The organism is Maritimimonas sp. 2205BS37-2 (genome assembly GCF_056591755.1).
On the sequence record NZ_JBWQOI010000002.1, the window covers coordinates 863,123 to 885,353 of the forward strand.

The following is a 22,231-nucleotide window of genomic DNA, read 5'->3' on the forward strand; positions in this document are numbered from 1 at the left end:
TACTTAATAAAGTATGGCTTTAGATTCTAAAACTCCTAAAGGTCCGATCGCTGATAAATGGACCAATCATAAAAATAAAATCGACCTAGTGAATCCAGCAAACAAACGACTCATTGATGTTATTGTTGTTGGTACAGGTCTTGCCGGAGGTTCAGCTGCTGCAACTTTAGCTGAATTAGGTTATAACGTAAAAGCATTTTGCTTTCAAGATTCTCCAAGACGTGCGCACTCAATCGCCGCTCAAGGAGGAATTAATGCTGCTAAGAATTACCAAGGTGATGGTGATTCTACTTATCGATTATTTTATGATACCGTAAAGGGTGGAGACTATCGTTCTCGTGAGGCAAATGTATATCGCTTAGCAGAAGTTTCTGCAAATATTATCGATCAGTGTGTAGCGCAAGGAGTGCCTTTTGCGCGTGACTATGGTGGTCTGTTAGACAATCGTTCATTCGGTGGTGTATTAGTGTCAAGAACCTTCTATGCGAAAGGACAGACAGGTCAGCAATTATTATTAGGCGCTTACTCTGCTATGAATCGACAAATTGGTCGTGGTAAAATAAAAATGTACAATCGCCATGAGATGTTAGATGTGGTGATTATTGACGGTAAAGCTCGAGGAATTATTACTAGAAATTTAGTTACTGGAGAGATTGAAAGGCATTCAGCACATGCTGTGGTATTAGGAACCGGTGGTTATGGAAATGTATTCTTTTTGTCTACCAATGCCATGGGTTCTAATGTAACTGCTGCTTGGAAAGCTCATAAACGTGGTGCTTATTTTGCTAACCCATGTTATACTCAAATTCATCCTACATGTATTCCTGTTTCAGGTGATCATCAATCCAAATTAACCCTTATGTCTGAATCGTTACGTAATGATGGGCGCATTTGGGTTCCTAAAAAAATGGAAGATGTAAAAGCTATTCGTGAAGGAAAGCTAAAACCTACTGAGATAGCTGAAGAAGACAGAGATTACTATTTAGAAAGGCGCTATCCTGCCTTTGGTAACTTAGTCCCTCGTGATGTTGCTTCGCGCGCTGCTAAAGAAAGATGTGATGCCGGTTATGGTGTAAATGCAACTGGTGAAGCAGTGTATCTTGATTTCGCTTCTGCAATTATGCGTTATGGGAAGGAGCAAGCACATATTAAGGGCTTAGATGAAAACGATAAAGCTTTAGTTAAAAAACTTGGTCAAGAGGTAGTAAAAACGAAATACGGAAACCTCTTCCAGATGTATGAAAAGATCGTAGATCAGAATCCATATGAAACCCCAATGATGATTTATCCTGCCGTGCATTATACTATGGGTGGAGTTTGGGTAGATTACAATTTACAAACAACGGTGCCAGGTTTATACTGTATCGGTGAAGCAAATTTTTCTGATCATGGCGCCAATCGATTAGGAGCTTCTGCACTAATGCAAGGCTTAGCAGATGGTTATTTTGTGTTACCATATACAATTGGTGATTACCTAGCCGATGATATTCGTACAGGACCAATTTCTACTGATACTTCAGAATTTGAAGCTGCTGAAAAAAATGTTAGAGAGCGTATTGATTTCTTCGTAAATAATGAAGGAAAACATTCTGTAGATTATTTCCATAAAAAACTAGGAAAGATCATGTGGAATAAAGTTGGGATGTCACGTAATGAGCAAGGATTAAAAGAGGCTATTTCTGAAATTAAAGAATTGCGTGAAGAATTCTGGAAAGATGTAAAAGTGCCCGGTGCTGCAAATGAATATAATGAAGAACTTGCTAAGGCAGGTCGTGTAGCAGATTTCTTAGAGTTAGGTGAGCTTTTTGCTAAAGACGCTTTACATCGTTCTGAATCTTGTGGTGGCCACTTTAGAGAAGAATCTGTTGAAGAAGATGGCCCTCAAAAAGGAGAAGCCAAACGTAATGATGAAGATTTTGCTTATGTAGCTGCTTGGGAATACAAAGGTGAACCAAGCGATGCTGTACTACATAAGGAAGATTTAGAATTTAAAGATATAGAATTAAAACAACGTTCATATAAATAGGAGAGCTATGAATTTAACTTTGAAAATTTGGCGTCAAAAGAACGCAAATGATAAAGGAAAAATGGTAGACTATAAAATCAATGATGTGTCGCCAGATATGTCTTTCCTTGAAATGTTAGATGTTTTGAATGAGCAATTAATTGAAACAGGTGACGAACCGGTAGCCTTTGATCATGATTGTCGTGAAGGTATCTGCGGAATGTGCTCACTTTATATTAATGGTGAAGCTCATGGGCCAGATAGAGGAGTAACTACTTGCCAGCTGCACATGCGTAAGTTTAAAGATGGTGATACTATCTATATTGAGCCATTTAGAGCAAAGGCCTTTCCTGTAATTAAAGATTTAGTTGTAGATCGAAGTTCTTTTGATAGAATTCAGCATGCTGGTGGGTTTATCTCAGTAAATACATCTGGTAACACTCAAGATGCCAATGCACTGCCAATTAACAAACACGATGCTGATACTGCTTTTGATGCCGCTACTTGTATTGGTTGCGGAGCTTGTGTTGCTACTTGTAAAAACTCTAGTGCAATGCTATTTGTTTCTGCAAAAGTCTCTCAATTTGCTTTGTTACCACAAGGTAAAGTAGAAGCTACTGACCGTGTACTAAATATGGTAAAACAAATGGATGATGAAGGTTTTGGAAATTGCACCAACACGGGTGCTTGTGAGGTAGAATGCCCTAAAGGAATTTCACTTGAAAATATTGCAAGAATGAATTCAGAATATCTAAAAGCCAGCTTAAAAGGATAATTAGATTATAATAAAGAAAATATAAAAAAGCTCTAAACAGGTAAAGTTTAGAGCTTTTTTTGTATTACTACTTTTGCTTTGGATGTACCAATTTCATTTCTTCAATAAGATGATTTGCACCGGCATATTTGTCTATTATAAATAAAATATAACGCGCGTCAACCATAATATTCCTACATATCTCAGGGTCATAGTTCATATCGCTCATGGTTCCTTCCCACACCCGATCAAAGTTTAACCCAATTAGATTTCCATGCGCATCAATTGCCGGACTTCCAGAATTACCTCCAGTAGTATGATTGGTGCCTAAAAAACAAACAGGAACCTTTCCATTTTTATCTGCATATTGCCCAAAATCTTTCGATTTATATAAATCTCTTAGTTTCTGTGGCACATCAAATTCATAATCTCCGGGAACATATTTTTCTATTACACCATCTAAGTAACTTACGGGCTGATAGTAAACAGCATCTCTTGGTGAATATCCGCTTACTTGCCCATATGTAACTCTCATGGTGCCATTGGCATCTGGAAAATAACGTTCGTTCGGTAATGCCTCCATTAGCGCTTTCATATATTTAGTTTGTAAAGCCGCAATGGCCTGACTTCTTTGTTGGAATTCTGGATTCATTACATTAAAAAATTCAGATACCATTGATTTTGCATATTTATATGCGGGGTCGTTATCGAGGTTCTTTTTTACTTCTTCAGGCGAACCTTCTAATAATTTTAAGGCTTGATCAAGGTTTACAAATGCCGTTTTTTCATAAATAGTTGGATCAACATCTTTAGAATAATATGGCATTACACTTTTAAAAACTTCCTTATCAACTCCTGCATCATAGTTTTTATGAATCCTTTTAAGCCTACTTATAAGCGATGCTTTTGCTTTCTTAAATGCAGCTGGATTGCGCTCTATAGCTTGCTCTAATTGATAAGCTCTAAAGGCCATTTGCATTAATTCATTTGTCACTAAAAAAACCTCAATAAAGTTTCTCCTTTTAATGTTAATAGAGGCGTACTCTTTGTATAACTTTTCAAATTGAGGTAAGATACCACCATAAGTAGCCTCTAAGCCTTTTTCTTTTAATGCTTTCTTAAAAGTTTTTTCAAATTTTTGTCTTTCTTCAATAGCGTTACTCTTATCTATCCCTAAATTTTCACCTATCCACTTTTTCCAGGCATTCGCGATTCTTGCCTGCTTTGAGGCATATTTAATTCTTACTGCATCATCTTGTTTCATTTTCTCGTCAATGACTTTTAAAGCTGCCTCTCGAATGGCAATATTAGTAGGATTGAATTCTTTTGTAATATGTTCTATCGCTACAGCAGGTAAATACTCATTTGTTCTTCCCGGAAAACCAAATACCATTGTAAAATCTCCTTCAGAAACGCCATCTAATGATATTGGTAAAAAATGTTTTGGCTTATACGGTATATTTTCCTTGCTATATTTTGCCGGTCTGTTATCCTTATCGGCATAAATTCTAAATAACGAAAAGTCGCCTGTATGTCTCGGGAAAACCCAGTTGTCTGTATCGCTTCCAAATTTACCAATACTGCTTGGTGGTGCACCAACTAAGCGAATATCTTCAAAGCGCTCTGTAACAAATAAAAAATATTGATTTCCTTTATAAAAAGCCTTCACTTTTACATCTTGCCATGCTTCTTTTTTAATCGCCTTTTGAACCGCATTACTATTCTGGTCAATTCGTGATTGTTTTTCTCTTTCAGTCATTGCATCAGAAACGCCAGCAAGTACTTTTTTTGTTACATCTTCTATTCTAACAATAAATTCAACATATAGGCTTTCATTAGGCAATTCCTGTTCTAAATTTTTAGCCCAAAAACCATCTTTTAGATAATCATTTTCTAAAGATGAATGTGATTGTATTTGGCCAAATCCGCAGTGGTGGTTTGTTAATAATAATCCTTTAGGGGAAATTACTTCACTTGTGCAGCCGCCATTAAAATGACCAATCGCGTCCTTTAAGCTAGAATTATTTACGTTATAAATGTCATTAGCAGTAAGCTTACTCCCAAGTAATTTCATCTCTTCCTCGTTCATTCCTTCCAAAAGTGAAGGTATCCACATTCCTCCTTGCTGAGCCGAAATTTGAATTGTTACAAACAGTAATAAAAATTTTAAAAGCTTCATCATTATATTTTTAGATTGCGATCAAAGATAACAAAGTTCTCAATGCTATTTCTTTTTCATAAGTTGTTATCTTTACCCTATGCAGCACATTTCAAAATTACCTGATATTGGTACTACAATTTTTTCAATAATGAGTGCACTGGCCAATAAGCATGATGCCATTAATCTATCACAAGGCTTTCCAAATTTTAAGAGCGATCAAAAACTTATTGATCTTGTGAGTGCAACCATGAATTCAAATTATAACCAATATGCACCAATGCCAGGAGCACTAAGCTTGCGCAAAGCCATTGCTAAAAAATTTGAGCATTTATACACTACTTCATATCACCCAGAGTCTGAAATAACAGTCACTTCTGGAGCTACACAGGCCATTTTTACTATTATTTCGGCATTTATAAGACAAGATGATGAGGTGCTTATATTTAGGCCTTCTTACGACTGCTATGAGCCCACAATTGAATTAAACGGGGGTAAGGCTATTTCAGTTCAGCTAAAAGCTCCTTATTATAATGTTAATTGGGACGAGGTCAGGCAAAAAATTAATGATCGAACCAAAATGATCATCATTAATACGCCTCAAAATCCCAGTGGTCGTATTTTTACGAAAGAGGACATGCACATGCTTCAAAAACTAACTGAAGGAACAAACATTATACTATTAAGCGATGAGGTTTATGAACATATTATTTTTGATAATGAGCAACACCAATCGGTTTGCTTATATCATGATTTAAAATCGCGTAGTTTCATTACTGCTTCTTTTGGAAAAACATTTCATAATACTGGTTGGAAATTAGGATATTGCTGTGCGCCTAAAGAATTAATGAAAGAGTTTAGAAAAGTACATCAGTTTAACGTCTTTTCGGCAAACCATCCAATGCAAATTGCTCTGGCAGAATATTTAAATAATTCAGAACACTACGAGTCTTTACCTCAATTCTTTCAACAAAAGCGCGATCTATTTTTAGACTTAATTAAAGATTCAAGGTTTGAATTTATTCCTGCGCAAGGAACTTATTTCCAGTCATTAGATTATTCCAAAATTTCAAATGAAGATGATGTGAACTTTGCCAAGCGATTAACCATTGAAAACAAAATAGCGTCAATTCCAATATCTGTTTTTAATGAAAATAATGAAGATCATAAAATGCTTCGTTTTTGTTTTGCAAAAACGGATGAAACCCTTAAAAGTGCGGCCGAAATTTTAAATGGTATTTAAGTATGCAAGAAGAATTAAAAGTAGCTATAATACAGCCCGATTTAGCTTGGGAGAACCCTAAGTTAAACCGATTACAATTCGCAGAAAAGATTAATTCAATTTCTCAACCTGTTGATTTAATACTACTTCCAGAAATGTTTTCCACTGGTTTTACGATGTATCCCGAAAGAGTGTTTGAAACTATGCAAGGTGAAACCGTAAATTGGATGAAAACCATAGCTATTGAGAGGGAAACTGCCATTACGGGTAGTCTGGTTATTCAAGAAGGTGATCAGTATTTTAATAGATTGTTATTTGTTCATCCAGATGGTAAAATTGAAACATATGATAAACGACATACTTTCACCTTGGCAGGAGAAGACAAAGTGTATACCGCTGGCATAAAAAAGCTATTGGTGAATTATAAGGGCTGGAAAATTTATCCTCTTATTTGCTACGATTTACGTTTTCCTGTTTGGGCTCGAAATGTTGATGACTATGATTTACTTTTTTACGTTGCAAATTGGCCAAAGCCTAGAATTACTGCCTGGAATTCACTTTTAAAAGCTCGTGCGATAGAAAACATGAGCTATTGTATTGGTGTAAATAGAGTTGGTTTTGATGCAAATAATTATGAATATAATGGGCATTCAGCCGCGTATGATGTTTTGGGCAATAAAATATCAACTATTACTCCTGATATTGAACAAATAGAAGTGATAACTCTTGATAAAGGTTTAATTAAAAAATATAGAGAAAAACTACAGTTTTTAAATGATAGAGATGAATTTTCTCTCACTTCTTGAATTCTATCAAGAAAACCATTGATTCCAGGGGATTCTGCTTAAAACTAGAACCAAGCCTAGGCCATAGAAAATAGCTATTTGTTTAAACTTACCACTATCTGTAGTTTGTTTTTTATGACGAGACCAGCCCATCGTAATTAATACAATTGCCAAAATCATTGTGATAGGATGTTCTATCGCCTGAAAACGTAGTGCTGAATTACTCATAGTTTCTCCCATACCTATTTCTTTCATCGACTTATACCATGGGCTCATAAAGTACCAACCCAATCCAATTAATAACTGAATATGCGTTACAATCAAAGCAAATAAAGAAATGCGTAAGTCTTTATCTTTAAATGTTCTTTTGGATGACATTCCGCTAATCGCATTTATAACCGCAGCTATTAAGATTATAAGTACTATGTACGCCCAATAAGAATGGATAAGTTTCATCATGGCAAAATATTTAGTTATCTCTTTAGTTTATATTATTTCAATTTTATTCCCATTTATTCTCGGCCGGTGTACCTCCCCAAATAAGGGTAGCCAAATATGGATTATCGATAAAAGGATTTCTGTTTCCTTGAGCACCTTGGAATATATCATTTCTTTGTAGTTCAAATGAAGAAACAGGATCAGCAACATTCCATTCTAAAAATAAATCTAATGTTCCTACCTTATCAAAAGTTTCTCCGTATCGAACATTCAAATACATAATCATTCTTGCTACATCTCCTCGCCAATCGTCACCAGGATACCATTTATCACCATCGATAACGCCGTTTGAGCCACTTCCAGTTGTAAAAGGGAAATTACTTCTATCAGAGTTAACATCTGCATCACATGCTCTTAAATGATGTAGATCTGACACAGCATCATCAGCATTCAGCCTTGATTGTGGATATACGTGTTCGGTATTAAACGTTTGTGGTGAATGTGAGTTATTTCCAGATGTATATTCTCTTTCATCTCTACTTTCTCCTGTATACATTAATATCACATTGGCTGCATTTGCTTCATCTTCATCAGCATCATACAAATAATTATGTCTTTGTCCATAAGACAGTATTGTTGTGTGTTTGTCTATAGTGAGATCGCTTACAAACGTATAATTTAAGTCTGTATCTGATGTTATTAATAAGTCTGAATAATAGCTAATTAAATTCGCAGGAATATTAAAAGAAACTGTTTCTAAAACAGAAACCGTAATTGTAGCGGTAGCGCAGCTGGCGTTTGGCTGATCGTCATCACAAATAGTATACGAAAAAGTGTCGTCGCCAATAAAATCTGTTGGAGGTGTGTACAGAATAGTACCATCATTATTTAAAGTAACATCTCCTTGTGTACTTGAAGAATCAACTGAGTCTATTTCAGTGTCGTCTACCGTATCATCATTCTGTGCATAATCATTAATCGTTACCGAAGTGTTTTTAGCGGTGTTTACTACATCATTTGCTGCTGTAGGGTTTCCCTCGTCAGTAACTGTTATTGTGACTGTAGCTGTAGAACAATCTGGAGTTGAATCATTATCACATATTGTATATGTAAAGGTGTCATTGCCCACAAAACCATCTGGTGGAGTGTAGGTGAAAGTCCCATTTCTATTATCAACGATTGTTCCGCTATTTGAGCTAGTAGCATCAAAAGAGGTGATTCTCGCCCCTGTTATTACAGTATCATTTGACAATAAATTTGAGATTACAAATTCTGAATCTTCTACCGAGGTAACAGCATCATCAACAGCTACTGGTTTTTCATTTGTAGGAGGTGGTGGTGCTGGTTCTGTTCCGCCACTATCACTGCTACAACCAAAGAATATTAGATTTAATAATGCTATTATTACAACTCTTTTCATTTACTTTTTAATTAAAAACCTCTTACCGTGTAAAGATAAGAGGTTTTATAGTTTTATATGTTAAAAATAGAAGGTTTAGTTATTATAAACCCATTCACCTCCAGTTTTAATCACATTCATTGTTTCATCTACAGTTGAACCGTTGTAAATAACGTACGTAAGCACATATTTTTGTCCTTCTTCAGCTGATGGATTAATATTATCTAAAAGTGCATTAAATGCTTCTAATAGCATATCATCATTCCAGTAGTTGCTACTACCAGGTCTTCTATCAAAAGAACCGAAGAAACCAACGTTATCTGCTGGCCCAGGATAAATATCGATGAACGTATTAGATATAAACGTTACATCGGCACTCGTAATTCTATATCTAATAGTATTATCTGGCACCCAAGTATTTCCGTCATGACCAAATTGTAATGACTCAGATACTATATTATTATAAACTGACCATGCTGAACCATCAAAAACGAAGTATTTCACATAGCTATAAGTCGTTCTATCATCTGTTCTTCCATCCATATCAATATCATCAACATCAGTAACAAATAATTTGTACATAATACCAACAACATCTCCGGCCTCATAGCCATCAAACTTTAACTTATCTAATAAGATAATTGGAATTTTAGCATCAGCTTCATCTTCATTAGAGAAATTTGGAAAACTTTCTCCCATCAATGTATACTCTTCATCTGTAAATCCTAAGATAAACTCCCATTCTCCATTAAGATATAAGAAGCCATTATTTAATTCATCTACACTACTCCCATTCCAAAAGTCATATGTTAATGAAACTAATGTTCTATCATCTGGGTCTGGATATTTATACTCTAAGAAATCGTATAAATGACTGTCTCTAGAGAAATTACCAAAGCTATGTCCAAGCTCATCATAATCATCTGAAGTAACAGTGTATCTTATTAAACTTCTTTCATCTCTTCTTGGAGCCCATAAGTCATAAGTAACCTCAGCTAGAGATCCTTCGCCCCAAACAGGATATAAATCGCTTAAAAAAGCAGGTAACAAAGCTTTTGCGTCATCAGTAGAACCAAAATTAGGGAATGATAAACCTAAATCATCATAATCCTCATCTGTTAATGTATATTTTGCTTCTCCAACAATAACATTAGATGAATTCGCATCTAATTCGTCATATATATCATCTAATGGGTCACAACTTGTGAAAAATGTTGTAACAACCGCTAATAAGTATATTATTTTTTTCATTTTTCTATTTCTTAAAAATTAATCTTTGCACTTATATTAAATGTTCTACCAAAGCCATACCATACTAAGGCAGTACTAGTTAAAGATCCAGAACCATCTACAGCATTTTGAATATACTCAGTATTAAACACATTGTTCATTCTACCCGTTATATTTGCGTCTAAGTCTAAGATTTTAAATCTATATCTTAAGCTAGCGTCGAAAGTATGGTAGTCTGGCAATTCCCATGCTTGTGGTCCAGGTTCACCTCTATCATTCGGATCATATCTAGCATAGATATCTCCAAAATAGTTATAATCTACTGTGAAATTGGCTTTTTCCATAATTCTCCAATCCATTCCTAATGCAGCAGTAGTATGAGCTGGCCCACCTACTTTCAATCCTTCAATGAATAAATCAATTGTTTCAATAAGATTTTGTTCTTCATCAAAAATCTGAACATTTTCTACATTATTATCCCATTCCCAGTTACCTAAAGATAGCATACCAGTAAATCGAATTTTATCAGAAGGGCGGTATTCAAAGTCAAACTCAATACCTTGGTGAACTGCGTTTACACCTGTAATGTTAGCAGTACCGTTTGTTCCATCAGGATTTTGGAAGAATCTTGTTAAAGTTCTATCATCCCATTTCGTATAATATACGTTAATATTTGCTGCTAACTTTTCTCCTCTTAAACCATAACCAGCTTCAGCACTAAATATTTTTTGATTTTCAGCATCTTCATTGATGTTTTCATTATTAAAGTTTAAGAAAACCGAGTCAAAACCAGCTGCTTTTTCAAAATAACCAATATTAACAAAAACGTTGTTATATTCATTCATGTTAAAGTTCAATCCACCTTTTACACTATAACCAAAGAAGTTATATTTATCTGTTTCTTGTAAAGGATCGCTATCTAAGTAATTGAAGTAATCAATTCTTCTATAAGAAGTATTTGATACTGCAGCCGATATAAAACCAGCCCAAACATCATTATTATATTCTAATTGTGTAAAAACTCCTTGCCAACCCACTTCACCATCATTGTGATAAGCAATTTTATCACCAACACCTACTGCAGCATTTGGATTGTTTACATTATCATTGTCTAAGAAATATTGACCTCCTAATAAGTCTGTAACTTCTCTAAAGTGTTCACCTGTGTACGTTCTTAAATCAATACCTCCTATGAACGCTAATTTCTCAGAGAAATTTGTTTTAAAAGTAGATAATAATCCGAACCAGCTATGGTCATTTCTTGACGCTCTTAGAATAGCTTCTGAACCATTAGCACCATTCGCTTGATTGATTTCAACAATATTATCTAAATCAACAGGTTGATCATCTCCTCCTAATCTTACTCTAAATAAATCTCTGTTGGTTCCTGCAGTACCACCACCACCACCAGTACCCCAAGAGGCGTAAAGAGCGGTAGATAAAAAGGTGTTATCAGACATGATCCATTCGTGATTCAAAGATGTTTGTGATTTGTGGTAGAAGTTATCCTCTATATGTACCACTTGACCATTTTTATAACCCCAGTTTGGGTTGAATTTAATCCCTTGTTCCGCATTTCTATAAGCAGAAATTAAAGATCTATCTTGTCTTTGTCCATGACGTTGAGGTGCTCCAAAAGAAGTAAGTGATAATTTATGTTTGTCACCTAACTTTTTAGAAATGTTTACAAAGTAATTCGCTCCTTTGAATTCTGTTCCATCTACATATCCGTCACCTGTAGTTCTAGATGCAGATACAGACGCAGCAAAACCATTGTCCATTAAACCTGTAGATAATGTAATTCCATATTTTAAATAGTTATCATTACCAACAGCAGCCATAACATTACCACCTAATTCTGTATCAGTAGTTTTTGTTATAATATTAACGGTACCACCAATAGAAGGCACTGCAAGTTTAGAAGCACCAAGACCTCTTTGTACCTGCATTGCTCCAGTAACATCTGCAAGACCTGCCCAGTTAGACCAGAAAACTCTACCATTTTCCATATCATTTACTGGTACACCGTTAATCATAACGGCTACATTTTCTGAGTTAAAACCTCTTAACTGTAAATCACCATCACCAAAACCTCCTCCAGATTTTGTAGCATATACCCCTGGAGTATTCTTTAAAATTTCTGGAAATTCTTGGGTTCCTAACTTATTTTCAATCTCTACAGCTCTAACCGTAGATACAGCAACTGGTGTTTGCCTATCAATCGCAAACGATGTGGCTGTTACAACAACTTCATCAAGCGTGTTGTCAGATTCTAAAGTAATAGTTCCTAAGTCTTTTGTTTCTCCAGCCGCTACAGTATAAGTAACCTCTCTAGAGTTAAATCCTACAAATGATATAACTAGTGTACCTGAACCTTCAGAAACTCCTAAAGAGAATTTTCCATCAAAATCAGTTTGAGTACCAGTAGCCGTACCTTTAACAATGACACTTGCTCCTGGAAGCGGTCCATCATCTGCGTTAACAGTTCCCGTAAGTGTTTGTGCAAAAATGGCAGACGTTGTGGCAAACAACATCACCATTAACAATAATGTAATTTTTTTCATGCGTAAATTGAATTAGTTTATGTTTCGCGCGGCAAATGTAAATATTTAAAGTTATTTCCAACTTTAAGAAAACATTAACTTTTGCTGCAACAGACAAATATATGTATTTTTATAATTTTCTAATAAACAGTTAGTTAAGTTTTTTAGGGCAGAAAATTTATAAAACCTTAACTCTAAATTAAAAAACTATCAGGCTATTTTAAAAGTTTATTAGCCATTTCTTTCCCTAATTCAACACCGTACTGATCAAAACTATAGATATTCCATATGTAGCCTTGTACAAAAGTTTTGTGCTCATACAATGCTAATAAGGCCCCTAAGGAAGATGGAGTTAGTTTTTCGAAAAGCAGCATATTAGAAGGACGGTTTCCTTCAAATACTTTATATGGCAATAATGTCGATGCATTTTGATTGGCAGACAACTTTAGTTCTAAGTGCGCTTGTTCTTTTGTTTTGCCTATAGACAAGGCGTCTGCTTGTGCATAAAAATTTGCCATTAGCTTTTTATGGTGGTCACTATATCCATACAATGAATTTCTATAGCCTATAAAATCAACAGGAATCAGCTTTGTGCCCTGATGAACTAATTGCATAAAAGCATGTTGCACATTGGTACCCGTATTACCCCAAATAATATTGCCCGTTTGATATTCAACCTCTTTACCATTTCTATCAATGGATTTACCATTGCTTTCCATAGATAGTTGCTGCAAATAAGGAACCAATTGACTTAAATATTGTGAGTAAGGTATTACAACCTCGCTATCAGATCCATAGAAATTATTATACCATATACTAAGCACTGCCAATACAACCGGTATGTTAGCGTCAAAAGAGCTGGTTCTAAAATGTGTGTCCATATCATAAGCCCCATCGAGTAATTCTCTAAACTTACCAAAACCCAGTGCCAAACTAATTGATAAACCTACCGCGCTCCATAAAGAATAACGTCCGCCGACCCAATTCCACATTGTAAATACATTGTTTTTGGAAATACCAAATTCTATCACTTTTTCCAGATTCGTAGAAACCGCCGCAAAATTATGTTGGATATCGTTTTCTTTTGCAGATTGCAAAAACCAATCTTTTACCGTTAATGCATTTGTAAGAGTTTCTTGCGTGGTAAATGTTTTTGAAACAATAATAAATAAGGTTGTTTCTGGATTTAAATCTTTAAGAGTTTCGGCTACATGATCTCCATCAATATTTGAAATAAAATGGGTGTTTAAATGGTTTTTATAATACTGCAGCGCGTCGACTACCATTCGTGGTCCAAGGTCTGATCCTCCAATACCAATATTTACAACATCTGTAATTGCCTTACCTGTATATCCTTTATGAGCCCCCGAAATTACTTTTTCTGAGAAAGTTTTAATCTTCTCTAAGCATGCTCTTACTTCTGGCATTACATCATTACCCTCAACGTTTACAACATTCTTCCCCTTATTTCTTAGGGCTGTATGTAATACTGCCCTTTCTTCATTGGCATTAATTTTATCTCCAGAAAATAACTTTTCGATTCCATCTTTTAAGTCGACTTCAGAAGCAAGTTCTATCAACAAATCAAATGCTTTCTGGTCAATCTTATTCTTAGAAAAATCAAGCTCTAGCTCATTAAAACTAACTGTAAATCTTTCTTTTCTTCTATCGTCTTTAAGGAAATATGATTTGATTGTGGTGTCTTTTACTTGCTGGAAGTATTCTTGAAGTTTTACCCAAGATTTTGTGGTAGAGGGATTAATGGTTTTTAAGGCCATGCTTATTAAATTATTTGAACAGTAAAATTAACCTAACAAGTGTAATCAACAAGTATGTTGGTAATTATTTTACGAAAACCTTATCGGAAAGTTAAGAATTAAGAGTTTGGTTACAGCTCGTCTTCAGAAATTGTTGCCAAGGCAGTTGGTTCACTTATAATAATAGAATCTAACTCATATTTTAACGGCTCAATAAACTTAAAATATGCTTCTTTATATTCTTCTTTAAGAGGTTCTGCCGAAGGTAATTTTTGTCTGAAAGGATCTACCTGTACGCCATTTTTCCAAAAACGATAGCAAACATGTGGCCCAGATGTATTTCCTGTCATTCCAACCCAACCAATTACATCTCCTTGTTTAACAAAATCTCCAACTTTAACTGCTCGTTTTCTCATATGAAGGTATTGCGTTGTATACGTTGAATTATGCTTAACTTTTACATAATTGCCATTCCCGCCTCTTCTTGCAGATTCAACAACCGTTCCGTTTGCCGTACTTTTAATTGGTGTGCCAACAGGTGCGGCGAAATCAGTGCCTCTGTGTGGCCTTACACGGCCATAATAACGTATTCTACGCTTTAAGTTATATCGTGAAGATATTCTACTAAACTGTAGAGGAGCTTTTAAAAATTGACGTCTTAAATTGTCGGCTTTATCATCGTAAAAATCAAAAATATTCTTTGTTGAATCTGTAACAAAATTAAATGCATAAAACGGACTATTTTTATGTTCAAAATATGCCGCTTTTACCTTTCCTATTCCTACATATGTAGAATCATCAACATACTTTTCTTCAAAAATAATCTTGAAATTATCACCTTTTTGCAGATGGAAAAAATCAACGGTCCAGGCATAAATATCAGACATTTCATTCACAATAGCATAGTCTAATCCTTGCTCATCCATTGCTTCAGAAAGTGTTGAACTGATAATGCCAGCTGCTGTTCTAGTAACCGTTTTAATCGGTTTTCTTTTATACTTTGTTGTTATTGAATCTCTAAAATCAATAACAACATATTCTTGTTTACTTGGTTGATAAATAAACACCTGAGCTTTTTCTGTAGTGTCTTTTGTTGCTAAAATAGTATACGGTTTTCCAGCTCTTAAACGACGGACGTCGAATGTGTCTTTGGAGGCTTCGGCGATTTTAAATACTTCATATGCTGCCACATGATTTCTATCAAGGATTGCTCCAAAGCTTTCTCCCTTTTGAATGGTATCTTCAACAACTTTAAAATCATTAAATATAAAACCATACCTTTCGATAAGAGGAACTTCAGTAGCTATTTTCCCTGGTATCTCAGCTATTTTTTTTTCATTTTTACAAGAAAATACTAAGATTAGAAGCAGGGGAAGTATATATTTCATGTTAGCAGCGTCATTTGAAAATAATTTGACAAATCTACTATTTTTAATGTAATTAAGAAAAAACTGTTTTGTTAAAAAATAATTGGAAACGGATTTGCCAACCCCTTATAAGCATCAATATCAGCTCTTAATGAACCAACAGCTAAGGAGGCCTTTATACGTAGAGGGATTTTATTTTTATCATCGCTTATCCAAACGGTAACACTTTCTTGTTCTTTAAATACACGTCCAGATTGCACAATTGGTCTAAATTTAATCGTAGCTACTTTACCAAATTTTGTTCGTATCACTTCTCTACCCAGGCACTTTAATTTGAACTTATAATTTTCATCATCAAAGAACATATCTAGCAGTATCTCATCATCATTTTTAACTGTACTCAGGTCTTTGTTTCTGAGATAATATACCGTAGATAACATATCTTGTACAGATGGTTCGATATCAAAGCTTTTTTCGGTTTTTCTTTTGTGGTCTTTAACCATTGCTTTATTGGTTTCATGATCAAAAAAGATTTCTCTATTCTTAGTATACCCTCCTTCATTGATCTTTCTAACAAAATGATATGGTAAAAGTGATTCTTTATAAAAATATGTTTGATAATTATCTCTAACTTTAAAAAACCAACTTATCACTCCTGTGGTTTTTCCTTTACCTACCACATGATACGCCTCTTTACTCCTGTGATTAGCATCTTTTATTTCTAAAGTAGCTTTACCTGCATTAAAAAAATTACTATAACTAATTCGAAAACGAAGCCATTCTCCTGTTTTAAAAGCCTTGGCATCAGTTTGCGCCATGGTGGTAAATAGTACAAAAAACGCTAATATTGTTAGTAGTTTCTTCATTTTTATATGTTTAGCCAATCAGCTTAAAACAATTACTGTTCCAAAAATAAAAAACTCCTAAAAAGTTGTGCCTTTAAAGGAGTTTATTTTTTAATTAAAATTTTAGTTTAACTCAGTACTTTATGCGTTACTAAATTATCGATACCCCAGTTTTCAAGTTCATCTTTACTCCATAAATCTGGAAAAAATATACGTCGTTGATATCTAGGATGCATGTATTTCTGCCATTCGCTACCTCCTGTAGCTTCAATATCTTCACCCCCAATGTATTTTTGAGCAGCATTATAATGTGCCATTACCCACCGTACATTAACCGTATGATCATAATGTCTCATTGCATTTTTTAAGTCAACATTATCTTGATCTTCTTTAGGTAAAGCTTTAAACTTTGTCCATAAATTAATCATGTTGTATTCTTTCATGGTTCTAATAAACTTACCTTTATATTTTTCTTCAAATTCTTCTAAAAAATACAATTTCTTGCCTGTTTTGTAGTCTTTCCCTGCTGCTTGCCAATATAAATGCTCAAAAGCATGTTCAAATGGTGTGTTTCTATCTATTGTACCTCTAAAGCGATAGTCAATTAAATTGATTAATTCTGTTGAGCAAAATTCAATCAGTCTATATTGTGCACTCTGAAAGCCACTAGCAGGCGTTAAAGTATCTCTAAATTTTATGTACTGCTCTATTTCCATTCCCTCTTGCATAATCGCAAATGAGGTGGCCAGCATATCAAAGTAACGACTAATACGCATGAGCCTTGAAGCAAAGAAATCAGTTGTTAATTTATCATTATGAGAAACTTGTTTGATCTCCCATAAAATCATCTTAAATATCAATTCATTTATCTGATGATACATAATAAAAACCATTTCATCAGGTAATGTGGTACGTTGTACTTGTAAATTGAGTAAGGCGTCGGTTTGAATATAATCCCAATATGTCATGGGTTTACTCTGTAGCAAACCATCTAAATGTGTATCTAGATCTTGCCCAATTGCATCATATTTTGCTTTGAGCTGCTGTACCTGTTTTTCTATTTCTTTATCCATCTGTAATATGTTGTACAATATACTAAGAGTTGTATTTTATTTGTACTATTTTTTTAGTGTTTTCTGTAATTTTAAATCGATTATCTAATCTTTTACCTATTACCCAAACTATTTGATTTTTTGAACAAAGCAACCAAACATTTTCTTTGTCAATAAGCGAAAATTTCTCATCTTTAAAAAACTTACTTAGCTTCTTCTTGCCGGTCATGCCAAGCGGATAAAAATAATCACCTTTTTGCCATTTTCTAAGCATAAGAGGGAAGCGCAACTTATCGGCATCAATAAAAACTAAGTTTGAACTTTCTACACCTTTTTCAATAAGCTCTTGCCTATCTACTTTAGATTCAACGTTTTTTCGTTTTAGATGAAGAGAGAATTCTTTAGTTGTCAGCTGTTCATCTTCTTTCTTAATCAAAAAGTTATGAGGCACTTCTGTATAATGAAGTTCTTGTAATAAAAAATGGTCTCTGTCTTTTATCAATCGATGTGTATGACTAAATATTTGCTTGCCAGATTGCGCACTCATAAGATCAGTAATGTCTTTCCATTCGGTAAAGTCATATTGTTTTAATATTTCATACAGATAAGCCTTGGGGTTCGCCAATTGCTGAATCTTTTGAATGTCTATTCTATATACCCCTTTCCCTTTGAATTCAAAAACTTCTGGAATTACTTTAGAAACCTCTTCAGTAATAATATCTTGACTTTGTTTTAGATGCTTTGAAGTTTGTTTAAATGACTTCAATAAACCTGGGTTTAATTCTTTTAACAAAGGAATAATTTCATTCCTAATTTTATTACGGGTATACTTTGTATCTGCATTAGAACCATCTTCACGCCAAGTAATATTGTTCTCTGCGGCATATTCTTCTATTTGGCACCTTGAAAATGATAATAACGGTCTAATTATTTTTCCATTTATTTCTGGAATCCCAACTAAACCAGATAAACCAGTTCCCCTTATAAAATTGATTAAAAAGGTTTCTAAATTATCATCTAGATGATGTGCGGTCACAACATAATCTAATTTATTAGTTTGCGAAAGCTCTTCAAACCAGTTATAGCGTAATTCTCTTGCAGCCATTTGGATTGAAAGCTTTTTATTTAATGCATATTCTTTAGTATTAAATGATTTTATAAAAACTCTTAAACCTAGTTTCGAGGCCAAAATTTTCACGAATTGCTCATCTGCATCTGAATCCTTTCCTCGTAATTTAAAATTACAATGCGCCAACTCTATTTCTAAATTAGATTGATGTAGTAAATGTGCAAGTACAACACTATCAATTCCTCCTGATATGGCAATCAATAGTTTTTTATCCTCTAAAAAGGGAAATCTAATGTTAATATGTTCTTGAAATTTTGCTAGCAAAACGTAGCAAAGGTAAAGCTATTATGAATTTTTACCTATTATTAAGAATAAGATATCATAGTTAATTTCTCACATCTAAGGCATCTCTTAGTGCATTGCCTATTAACATGAAAGCCATTACCAAGCTCATGATTGCTAAACCAGGAATAACCGCTAAATATGCTTTACCAAGAATAATATAGCTATAGTGATCTTTGATCATTGCTCCCCAAGATGGTGTAGGTGGTTGTGCTCCTATGCCCAAGAAACTAAGTCCGCTTTCTATCAAAATAGCCGCAGCGAAATTGGCTGCTGAAATAACAATTACCGGTGCCATAATATTTGGCAGAATATGTTTAAAAATAATTCGTGCATTTGAGAAGCCCAATGCCTTAGCAGCCTCAACATATTGCTCTTTTTTAACGCTTATAATTTGACCTCGTACTACTCGTGCTACTTCTACCCACATCGTTAAGCCAACCGCAATAAATACTTGCCAAAATCCTTTGCCCAAGGCCAATGTGATTGCTATTACAAGCAACAAGGTTGGAATAGACCATGTAATATTAATAAGCCACATAATGAAAGCATCTATTTTACCTCCAAAGTAACCAGCAACTGCTCCAATAGTAATGCCTATAATCAATGAAATGAATACCGCAATGAAGCCTATAAAAAAAGAAATTCTAGCTCCTACCAACATTCTACTTAATAAGTCTCGACCATACTTATCAGTTCCTAAAATAAATTTCTTGGTTTTAATATACTTATTGGGGTTTCCTTGAAATTGCGATAGCGGGTATGTTTTAACAAGCCTTTGAGTTTCTTCTTCTGCATATTGCACAATTTCTAATTGATCGTTTGTAATTTTAAAGTTAGAAATTGGTATTTCAGTAGAGGTGTTTTGTTTGCCAAAAAACAATGTTTTGAAAAAAAAATCCTTTGTTTTTTGCTCTGATGGTATTGATAGCATTTGAACAGTGAATCCAGGTTTTTTAGAATGGATTTCTAAATGCATTTGATTGGCATTTTGAGAGTCATCCGGTGCAAAAACATAAGCAAATATCGCTACTATACCAACAAGAATAATAAACCAGAAACTAAAAAGCCCTGATCGATTCTTTTTGAATTTTTTCAGGGCTAATTGGGTAAGTGAATTTGACACGTTAACGTGAAATTAATTTTTTACAAATGTAATAGGTTTTCTAAGTTTCAATTCGGCTAATACATTTAAACCTTCTTCAATATAAATATCTTTACTTAAGTTTTTATGCCAAACCCTTCTTTTATCTGCTAACACGTCATCTTTCGCCACTAATGGTTTTTCATATTCAGGAGACTCAAATACTAAATTGTTTTTATAGTCGTAGATAGGTTTAAATCTTTTGCTTTCTTCTTCTCTCGTTTCTAGGTCTCTTACATAGTTTTCGTAGCTCAACGCTACTGTTTCATCGTCTTGACCAACTTTTAGCCAAAGAGCATTTTCATTAATCAGTTTAAAGTGCGGATTTGCAGCTATTCGTTTCTTACTGTTATTCACTACTTCGTAAAAATTATCATAACCATCCCATGCGGTATAGTTAGCATTTGCAATTTTATCCCATGGTAACGGGTTCTCTTCATCTCGCTCGCCAATATTCATGTAAGTATATCTGCTAGGCATAGCCACATCAGAAATCACTCCTTTTAACTGATTAGAACCACCACTTACTCGATAAAATTTTTGGATTGTCATTTTTAATGCACCAAGATCTTTATCGTATTTAATGTAATTATTTAAAGGCATTACCGTTTGTACGGTTCCTTTACCAAAAGTTTGTTTGCTACCAATAATTACTGCTCTGTTATAGTCTTGCATTGCCCCTGCAAAAATTTCTGAGGCTGATGCCGACAATTCATTAACCAAGACAACTAATGGCTTATTCCAACGAATCTCTTGGTCACGATCTTTTCTTATTTTAGGTTTACCTTCTCTATACTTTACCTGTACCACCGGGCCATCCTCAATAAATAATCCCGCAATAGCAATGGCCGTTTCTAAAGAACCTCCTCCATTATTTCTCAAGTCTATCAATAGCCCTTCAATGCCTTCTTTTTTCATACGTTCAACCTCACGTGCCATATCTGTTGCTGAGTTTCTAAAATTACGCTCGCTAAAGTCTATGTAAAATTTAGGAAGATTAATCACTCCAAACTTGCGATTATCTTTCTTTACAATACTCGTTTTAGCAAAAGTTTCTTCGAGTTCTACAACATCTCTTATAATAGATATTACTTTAGTAGATCCATCAATTTTCTTAATGGTTAGTCTAACTTCAGTTCCTTTTTTACCTTTAATAAACTCAATCGCATCATCTAAACGCATTCCAACAATATCTAAAGGCTCTTGATCAGACTGCGCAACTTTTAAAATAACGTCTCCTACTTCTAACTCACCTGCTCTCCATGCAGGTCCACCAGAGATTAATTCAGCGACTGTGGTATAATCTCCTTTGCGCTGTAACCGAGCTCCAATACCTTCAAGTTTACCAGCCATATCTATATCAAATCTCTTTTTGATCTTAGGGGCAAAATAATTTGAATGCGGATCAAATTCTCCTGAAATACTATTTACGAAAACCGAAAACCAATCATTATCATCGAGATCATCCATGAAGTCAAAAAATTCTTCCGTGCTTTTTAAAGTGGCCATACGTGCATCTTTTTCAAGCTTTTCAAAAGGTTTTATTTTATACGAAGCATCTTCTTTTTGCTTGTCTTTCTCTGTTTCAATCTTATCATGCAAACGCACAAGGGTATTTAATTTCAATTGCTTACGCCAATTACGAATTTGCTCCACTTCATTCTTTGCAAATGCCTTTTTATCGTAGTTTACATTTAATTCTTCATCCTTATTAAAGTCAAAGGGAAATTTTAAGATTTCTTTATATAGATTTCTAGCTTCACGTAAACGTTTCGCATAGCGGCTATAAACCACATTGTAAAATGTAAGGTCTTCATTTTTTATTTGATCGTCAATCTTATCTTTATAAAATTCAAATTGCTTGATATCTTCTTGAGTAAAGAATCGCTTTGTAGGATCTAATCCATCGATAAAGTCATTAAATACAGAAGCGGAGAATTCGTCATTAATATCTTGAGGCTCATAATGACCTTGGGTAAGGGCATAACGAATTAATCCTAATAGAACTTTATCTTTTTCAGGGTCAGAAGAATTTTTTTTGATACTAAAACTCAATAAAATTCCTGTCAATAGTACCAATGGCACTATAATCTTATAATTTCTTTTCATAAATTTTATCAT

Annotated in this window: 16 protein-coding genes; 4 read left to right on the plus strand and 12 right to left on the minus strand. The window is 34.3% G+C overall.

Annotated elements, in window-relative coordinates; genetic code table 11:
- Positions 1 to 13: 13 nt before the first annotated feature.
- A complete protein-coding gene (locus AC1EUU_RS11305; RefSeq protein WP_480201531.1) occupies positions 14 to 2,026 on the plus strand; it encodes a fumarate reductase/succinate dehydrogenase flavoprotein subunit in 2,013 nt (670 codons plus the stop codon).
- Positions 2,027 to 2,033: 7 nt separating this feature from the next.
- Complete coding sequence (locus tag AC1EUU_RS11310; RefSeq protein WP_480201532.1) at positions 2,034 to 2,780, plus strand: succinate dehydrogenase/fumarate reductase iron-sulfur subunit; 747 nt, start codon at positions 2,034 to 2,036, stop codon at positions 2,778 to 2,780.
- Between the two features lie 67 nt (positions 2,781 to 2,847).
- Here AC1EUU_RS11310 and AC1EUU_RS11315 read toward each other — a convergent pair whose 3' ends face one another.
- Entirely contained in the window at positions 2,848 to 4,938 is a 2,091-nt protein-coding gene (locus AC1EUU_RS11315) for a S46 family peptidase (protein WP_480201533.1), read from the minus strand.
- A 79-nt stretch (positions 4,939 to 5,017) separates the two neighbouring features.
- On the opposite strand from AC1EUU_RS11315, the gene AC1EUU_RS11320 reads away from it, so the two are divergent.
- Positions 5,018 to 6,160 carry a methionine aminotransferase gene (locus AC1EUU_RS11320; protein WP_480201534.1) on the plus strand — a complete coding sequence of 381 codons (1,143 nt, stop codon included), beginning with the start codon at positions 5,018 to 5,020 and terminating at the stop codon, positions 6,158 to 6,160.
- A gap of 2 nt (positions 6,161 to 6,162) precedes the next feature.
- Positions 6,163 to 6,945 carry an amidohydrolase gene (locus AC1EUU_RS11325; RefSeq protein WP_480201535.1) on the plus strand — a complete coding sequence of 261 codons (783 nt, stop codon included), beginning with the start codon at positions 6,163 to 6,165 and terminating at the stop codon, positions 6,943 to 6,945.
- Positions 6,946 to 6,951: 6 nt separating this feature from the next.
- Here the strand turns inward: AC1EUU_RS11325 and AC1EUU_RS11330 are convergent, their stop codons facing one another.
- The 11 genes from AC1EUU_RS11330 to AC1EUU_RS11380 form a co-directional block, all read right to left on the minus strand.
- Entirely contained in the window at positions 6,952 to 7,383 is a 432-nt protein-coding gene (locus tag AC1EUU_RS11330; protein WP_480201536.1) for a hypothetical protein, read from the minus strand.
- 43 nt (positions 7,384 to 7,426) lie between these two features.
- Complete coding sequence (locus AC1EUU_RS11335; RefSeq protein WP_480201537.1) at positions 7,427 to 8,782, minus strand: endonuclease; 1,356 nt, start codon at positions 8,780 to 8,782, stop codon at positions 7,427 to 7,429.
- A 75-nt stretch (positions 8,783 to 8,857) separates the two neighbouring features.
- A complete protein-coding gene (locus tag AC1EUU_RS11340; protein WP_480201538.1) occupies positions 8,858 to 10,012 on the minus strand; it encodes a hypothetical protein in 1,155 nt (384 codons plus the stop codon).
- Between the two features lie 11 nt (positions 10,013 to 10,023).
- Positions 10,024 to 12,555, minus strand: coding sequence for a TonB-dependent receptor (locus AC1EUU_RS11345; protein WP_480201539.1), 2,532 nt, complete (start codon positions 12,553 to 12,555; stop codon positions 10,024 to 10,026).
- A gap of 194 nt (positions 12,556 to 12,749) precedes the next feature.
- Complete coding sequence (pgi, locus tag AC1EUU_RS11350) at positions 12,750 to 14,312, minus strand: glucose-6-phosphate isomerase (protein ID WP_480201540.1); 1,563 nt, start codon at positions 14,310 to 14,312, stop codon at positions 12,750 to 12,752.
- A gap of 110 nt (positions 14,313 to 14,422) precedes the next feature.
- A complete protein-coding gene (locus tag AC1EUU_RS11355) occupies positions 14,423 to 15,679 on the minus strand; it encodes a peptidoglycan DD-metalloendopeptidase family protein (RefSeq protein WP_480201541.1) in 1,257 nt (418 codons plus the stop codon).
- Positions 15,680 to 15,750: 71 nt separating this feature from the next.
- Positions 15,751 to 16,524, minus strand: coding sequence for a DUF3108 domain-containing protein (locus AC1EUU_RS11360; RefSeq protein WP_480201542.1), 774 nt, complete (start codon positions 16,522 to 16,524; stop codon positions 15,751 to 15,753).
- 107 nt (positions 16,525 to 16,631) lie between these two features.
- On the minus strand, positions 16,632 to 17,576 hold the full coding sequence (locus tag AC1EUU_RS11365; RefSeq protein WP_480201543.1) for a tryptophan 2,3-dioxygenase family protein: 945 nt from the start codon (positions 17,574 to 17,576) through the stop codon (positions 16,632 to 16,634).
- A gap of 22 nt (positions 17,577 to 17,598) precedes the next feature.
- The gene (tilS, locus tag AC1EUU_RS11370) at positions 17,599 to 18,948 is read right to left on the minus strand and encodes a tRNA lysidine(34) synthetase TilS (protein ID WP_480201544.1); all 1,350 of its coding nucleotides are present in this window, start codon (positions 18,946 to 18,948) and stop codon (positions 17,599 to 17,601) included.
- A gap of 61 nt (positions 18,949 to 19,009) precedes the next feature.
- Positions 19,010 to 20,092, minus strand: coding sequence for an ABC transporter permease (locus AC1EUU_RS11375; RefSeq protein WP_480201545.1), 1,083 nt, complete (start codon positions 20,090 to 20,092; stop codon positions 19,010 to 19,012).
- Positions 20,093 to 20,104: 12 nt separating this feature from the next.
- Positions 20,105 to 22,219 (minus strand): carboxy terminal-processing peptidase, encoded by a 2,115-nt coding sequence (locus AC1EUU_RS11380; RefSeq protein ID WP_480201546.1) that lies wholly within the window; start codon positions 22,217 to 22,219, stop codon positions 20,105 to 20,107.
- Positions 22,220 to 22,231 lie beyond the last annotated feature (12 nt).

Excerpts from the sequence above, each read along its gene's own strand:
- AC1EUU_RS11305 (WP_480201531.1), top strand. The coding sequence starts at position 14 with ATGGCTTTAGATTCTAAAACTCCTAAAGGTCCGATCGCTGATAAATGG.
- AC1EUU_RS11310 (WP_480201532.1), top strand. The coding sequence starts at position 2,034 with ATGAATTTAACTTTGAAAATTTGGCGTCAAAAGAACGCAAATGATAAA.
- AC1EUU_RS11315 (WP_480201533.1), bottom strand. The coding sequence starts at position 4,938 with ATGAAGCTTTTAAAATTTTTATTACTGTTTGTAACAATTCAAATTTCG.
- AC1EUU_RS11320 (WP_480201534.1), top strand. The coding sequence starts at position 5,018 with ATGCAGCACATTTCAAAATTACCTGATATTGGTACTACAATTTTTTCA.
- AC1EUU_RS11325 (WP_480201535.1), top strand. The coding sequence starts at position 6,163 with ATGCAAGAAGAATTAAAAGTAGCTATAATACAGCCCGATTTAGCTTGG.
- AC1EUU_RS11330 (WP_480201536.1), bottom strand. The coding sequence starts at position 7,383 with ATGATGAAACTTATCCATTCTTATTGGGCGTACATAGTACTTATAATC.
- AC1EUU_RS11335 (WP_480201537.1), bottom strand. The coding sequence starts at position 8,782 with ATGAAAAGAGTTGTAATAATAGCATTATTAAATCTAATATTCTTTGGT.
- AC1EUU_RS11340 (WP_480201538.1), bottom strand. The coding sequence starts at position 10,012 with ATGAAAAAAATAATATACTTATTAGCGGTTGTTACAACATTTTTCACA.
- AC1EUU_RS11345 (WP_480201539.1), bottom strand. The coding sequence starts at position 12,555 with ATGAAAAAAATTACATTATTGTTAATGGTGATGTTGTTTGCCACAACG.
- pgi (WP_480201540.1), bottom strand. The coding sequence starts at position 14,312 with ATGGCCTTAAAAACCATTAATCCCTCTACCACAAAATCTTGGGTAAAA.
- AC1EUU_RS11355 (WP_480201541.1), bottom strand. The coding sequence starts at position 15,679 with ATGAAATATATACTTCCCCTGCTTCTAATCTTAGTATTTTCTTGTAAA.
- AC1EUU_RS11360 (WP_480201542.1), bottom strand. The coding sequence starts at position 16,524 with ATGAAGAAACTACTAACAATATTAGCGTTTTTTGTACTATTTACCACC.
- AC1EUU_RS11365 (WP_480201543.1), bottom strand. The coding sequence starts at position 17,576 with ATGGATAAAGAAATAGAAAAACAGGTACAGCAGCTCAAAGCAAAATAT.
- AC1EUU_RS11380 (WP_480201546.1), bottom strand. The coding sequence starts at position 22,219 with ATGAAAAGAAATTATAAGATTATAGTGCCATTGGTACTATTGACAGGA.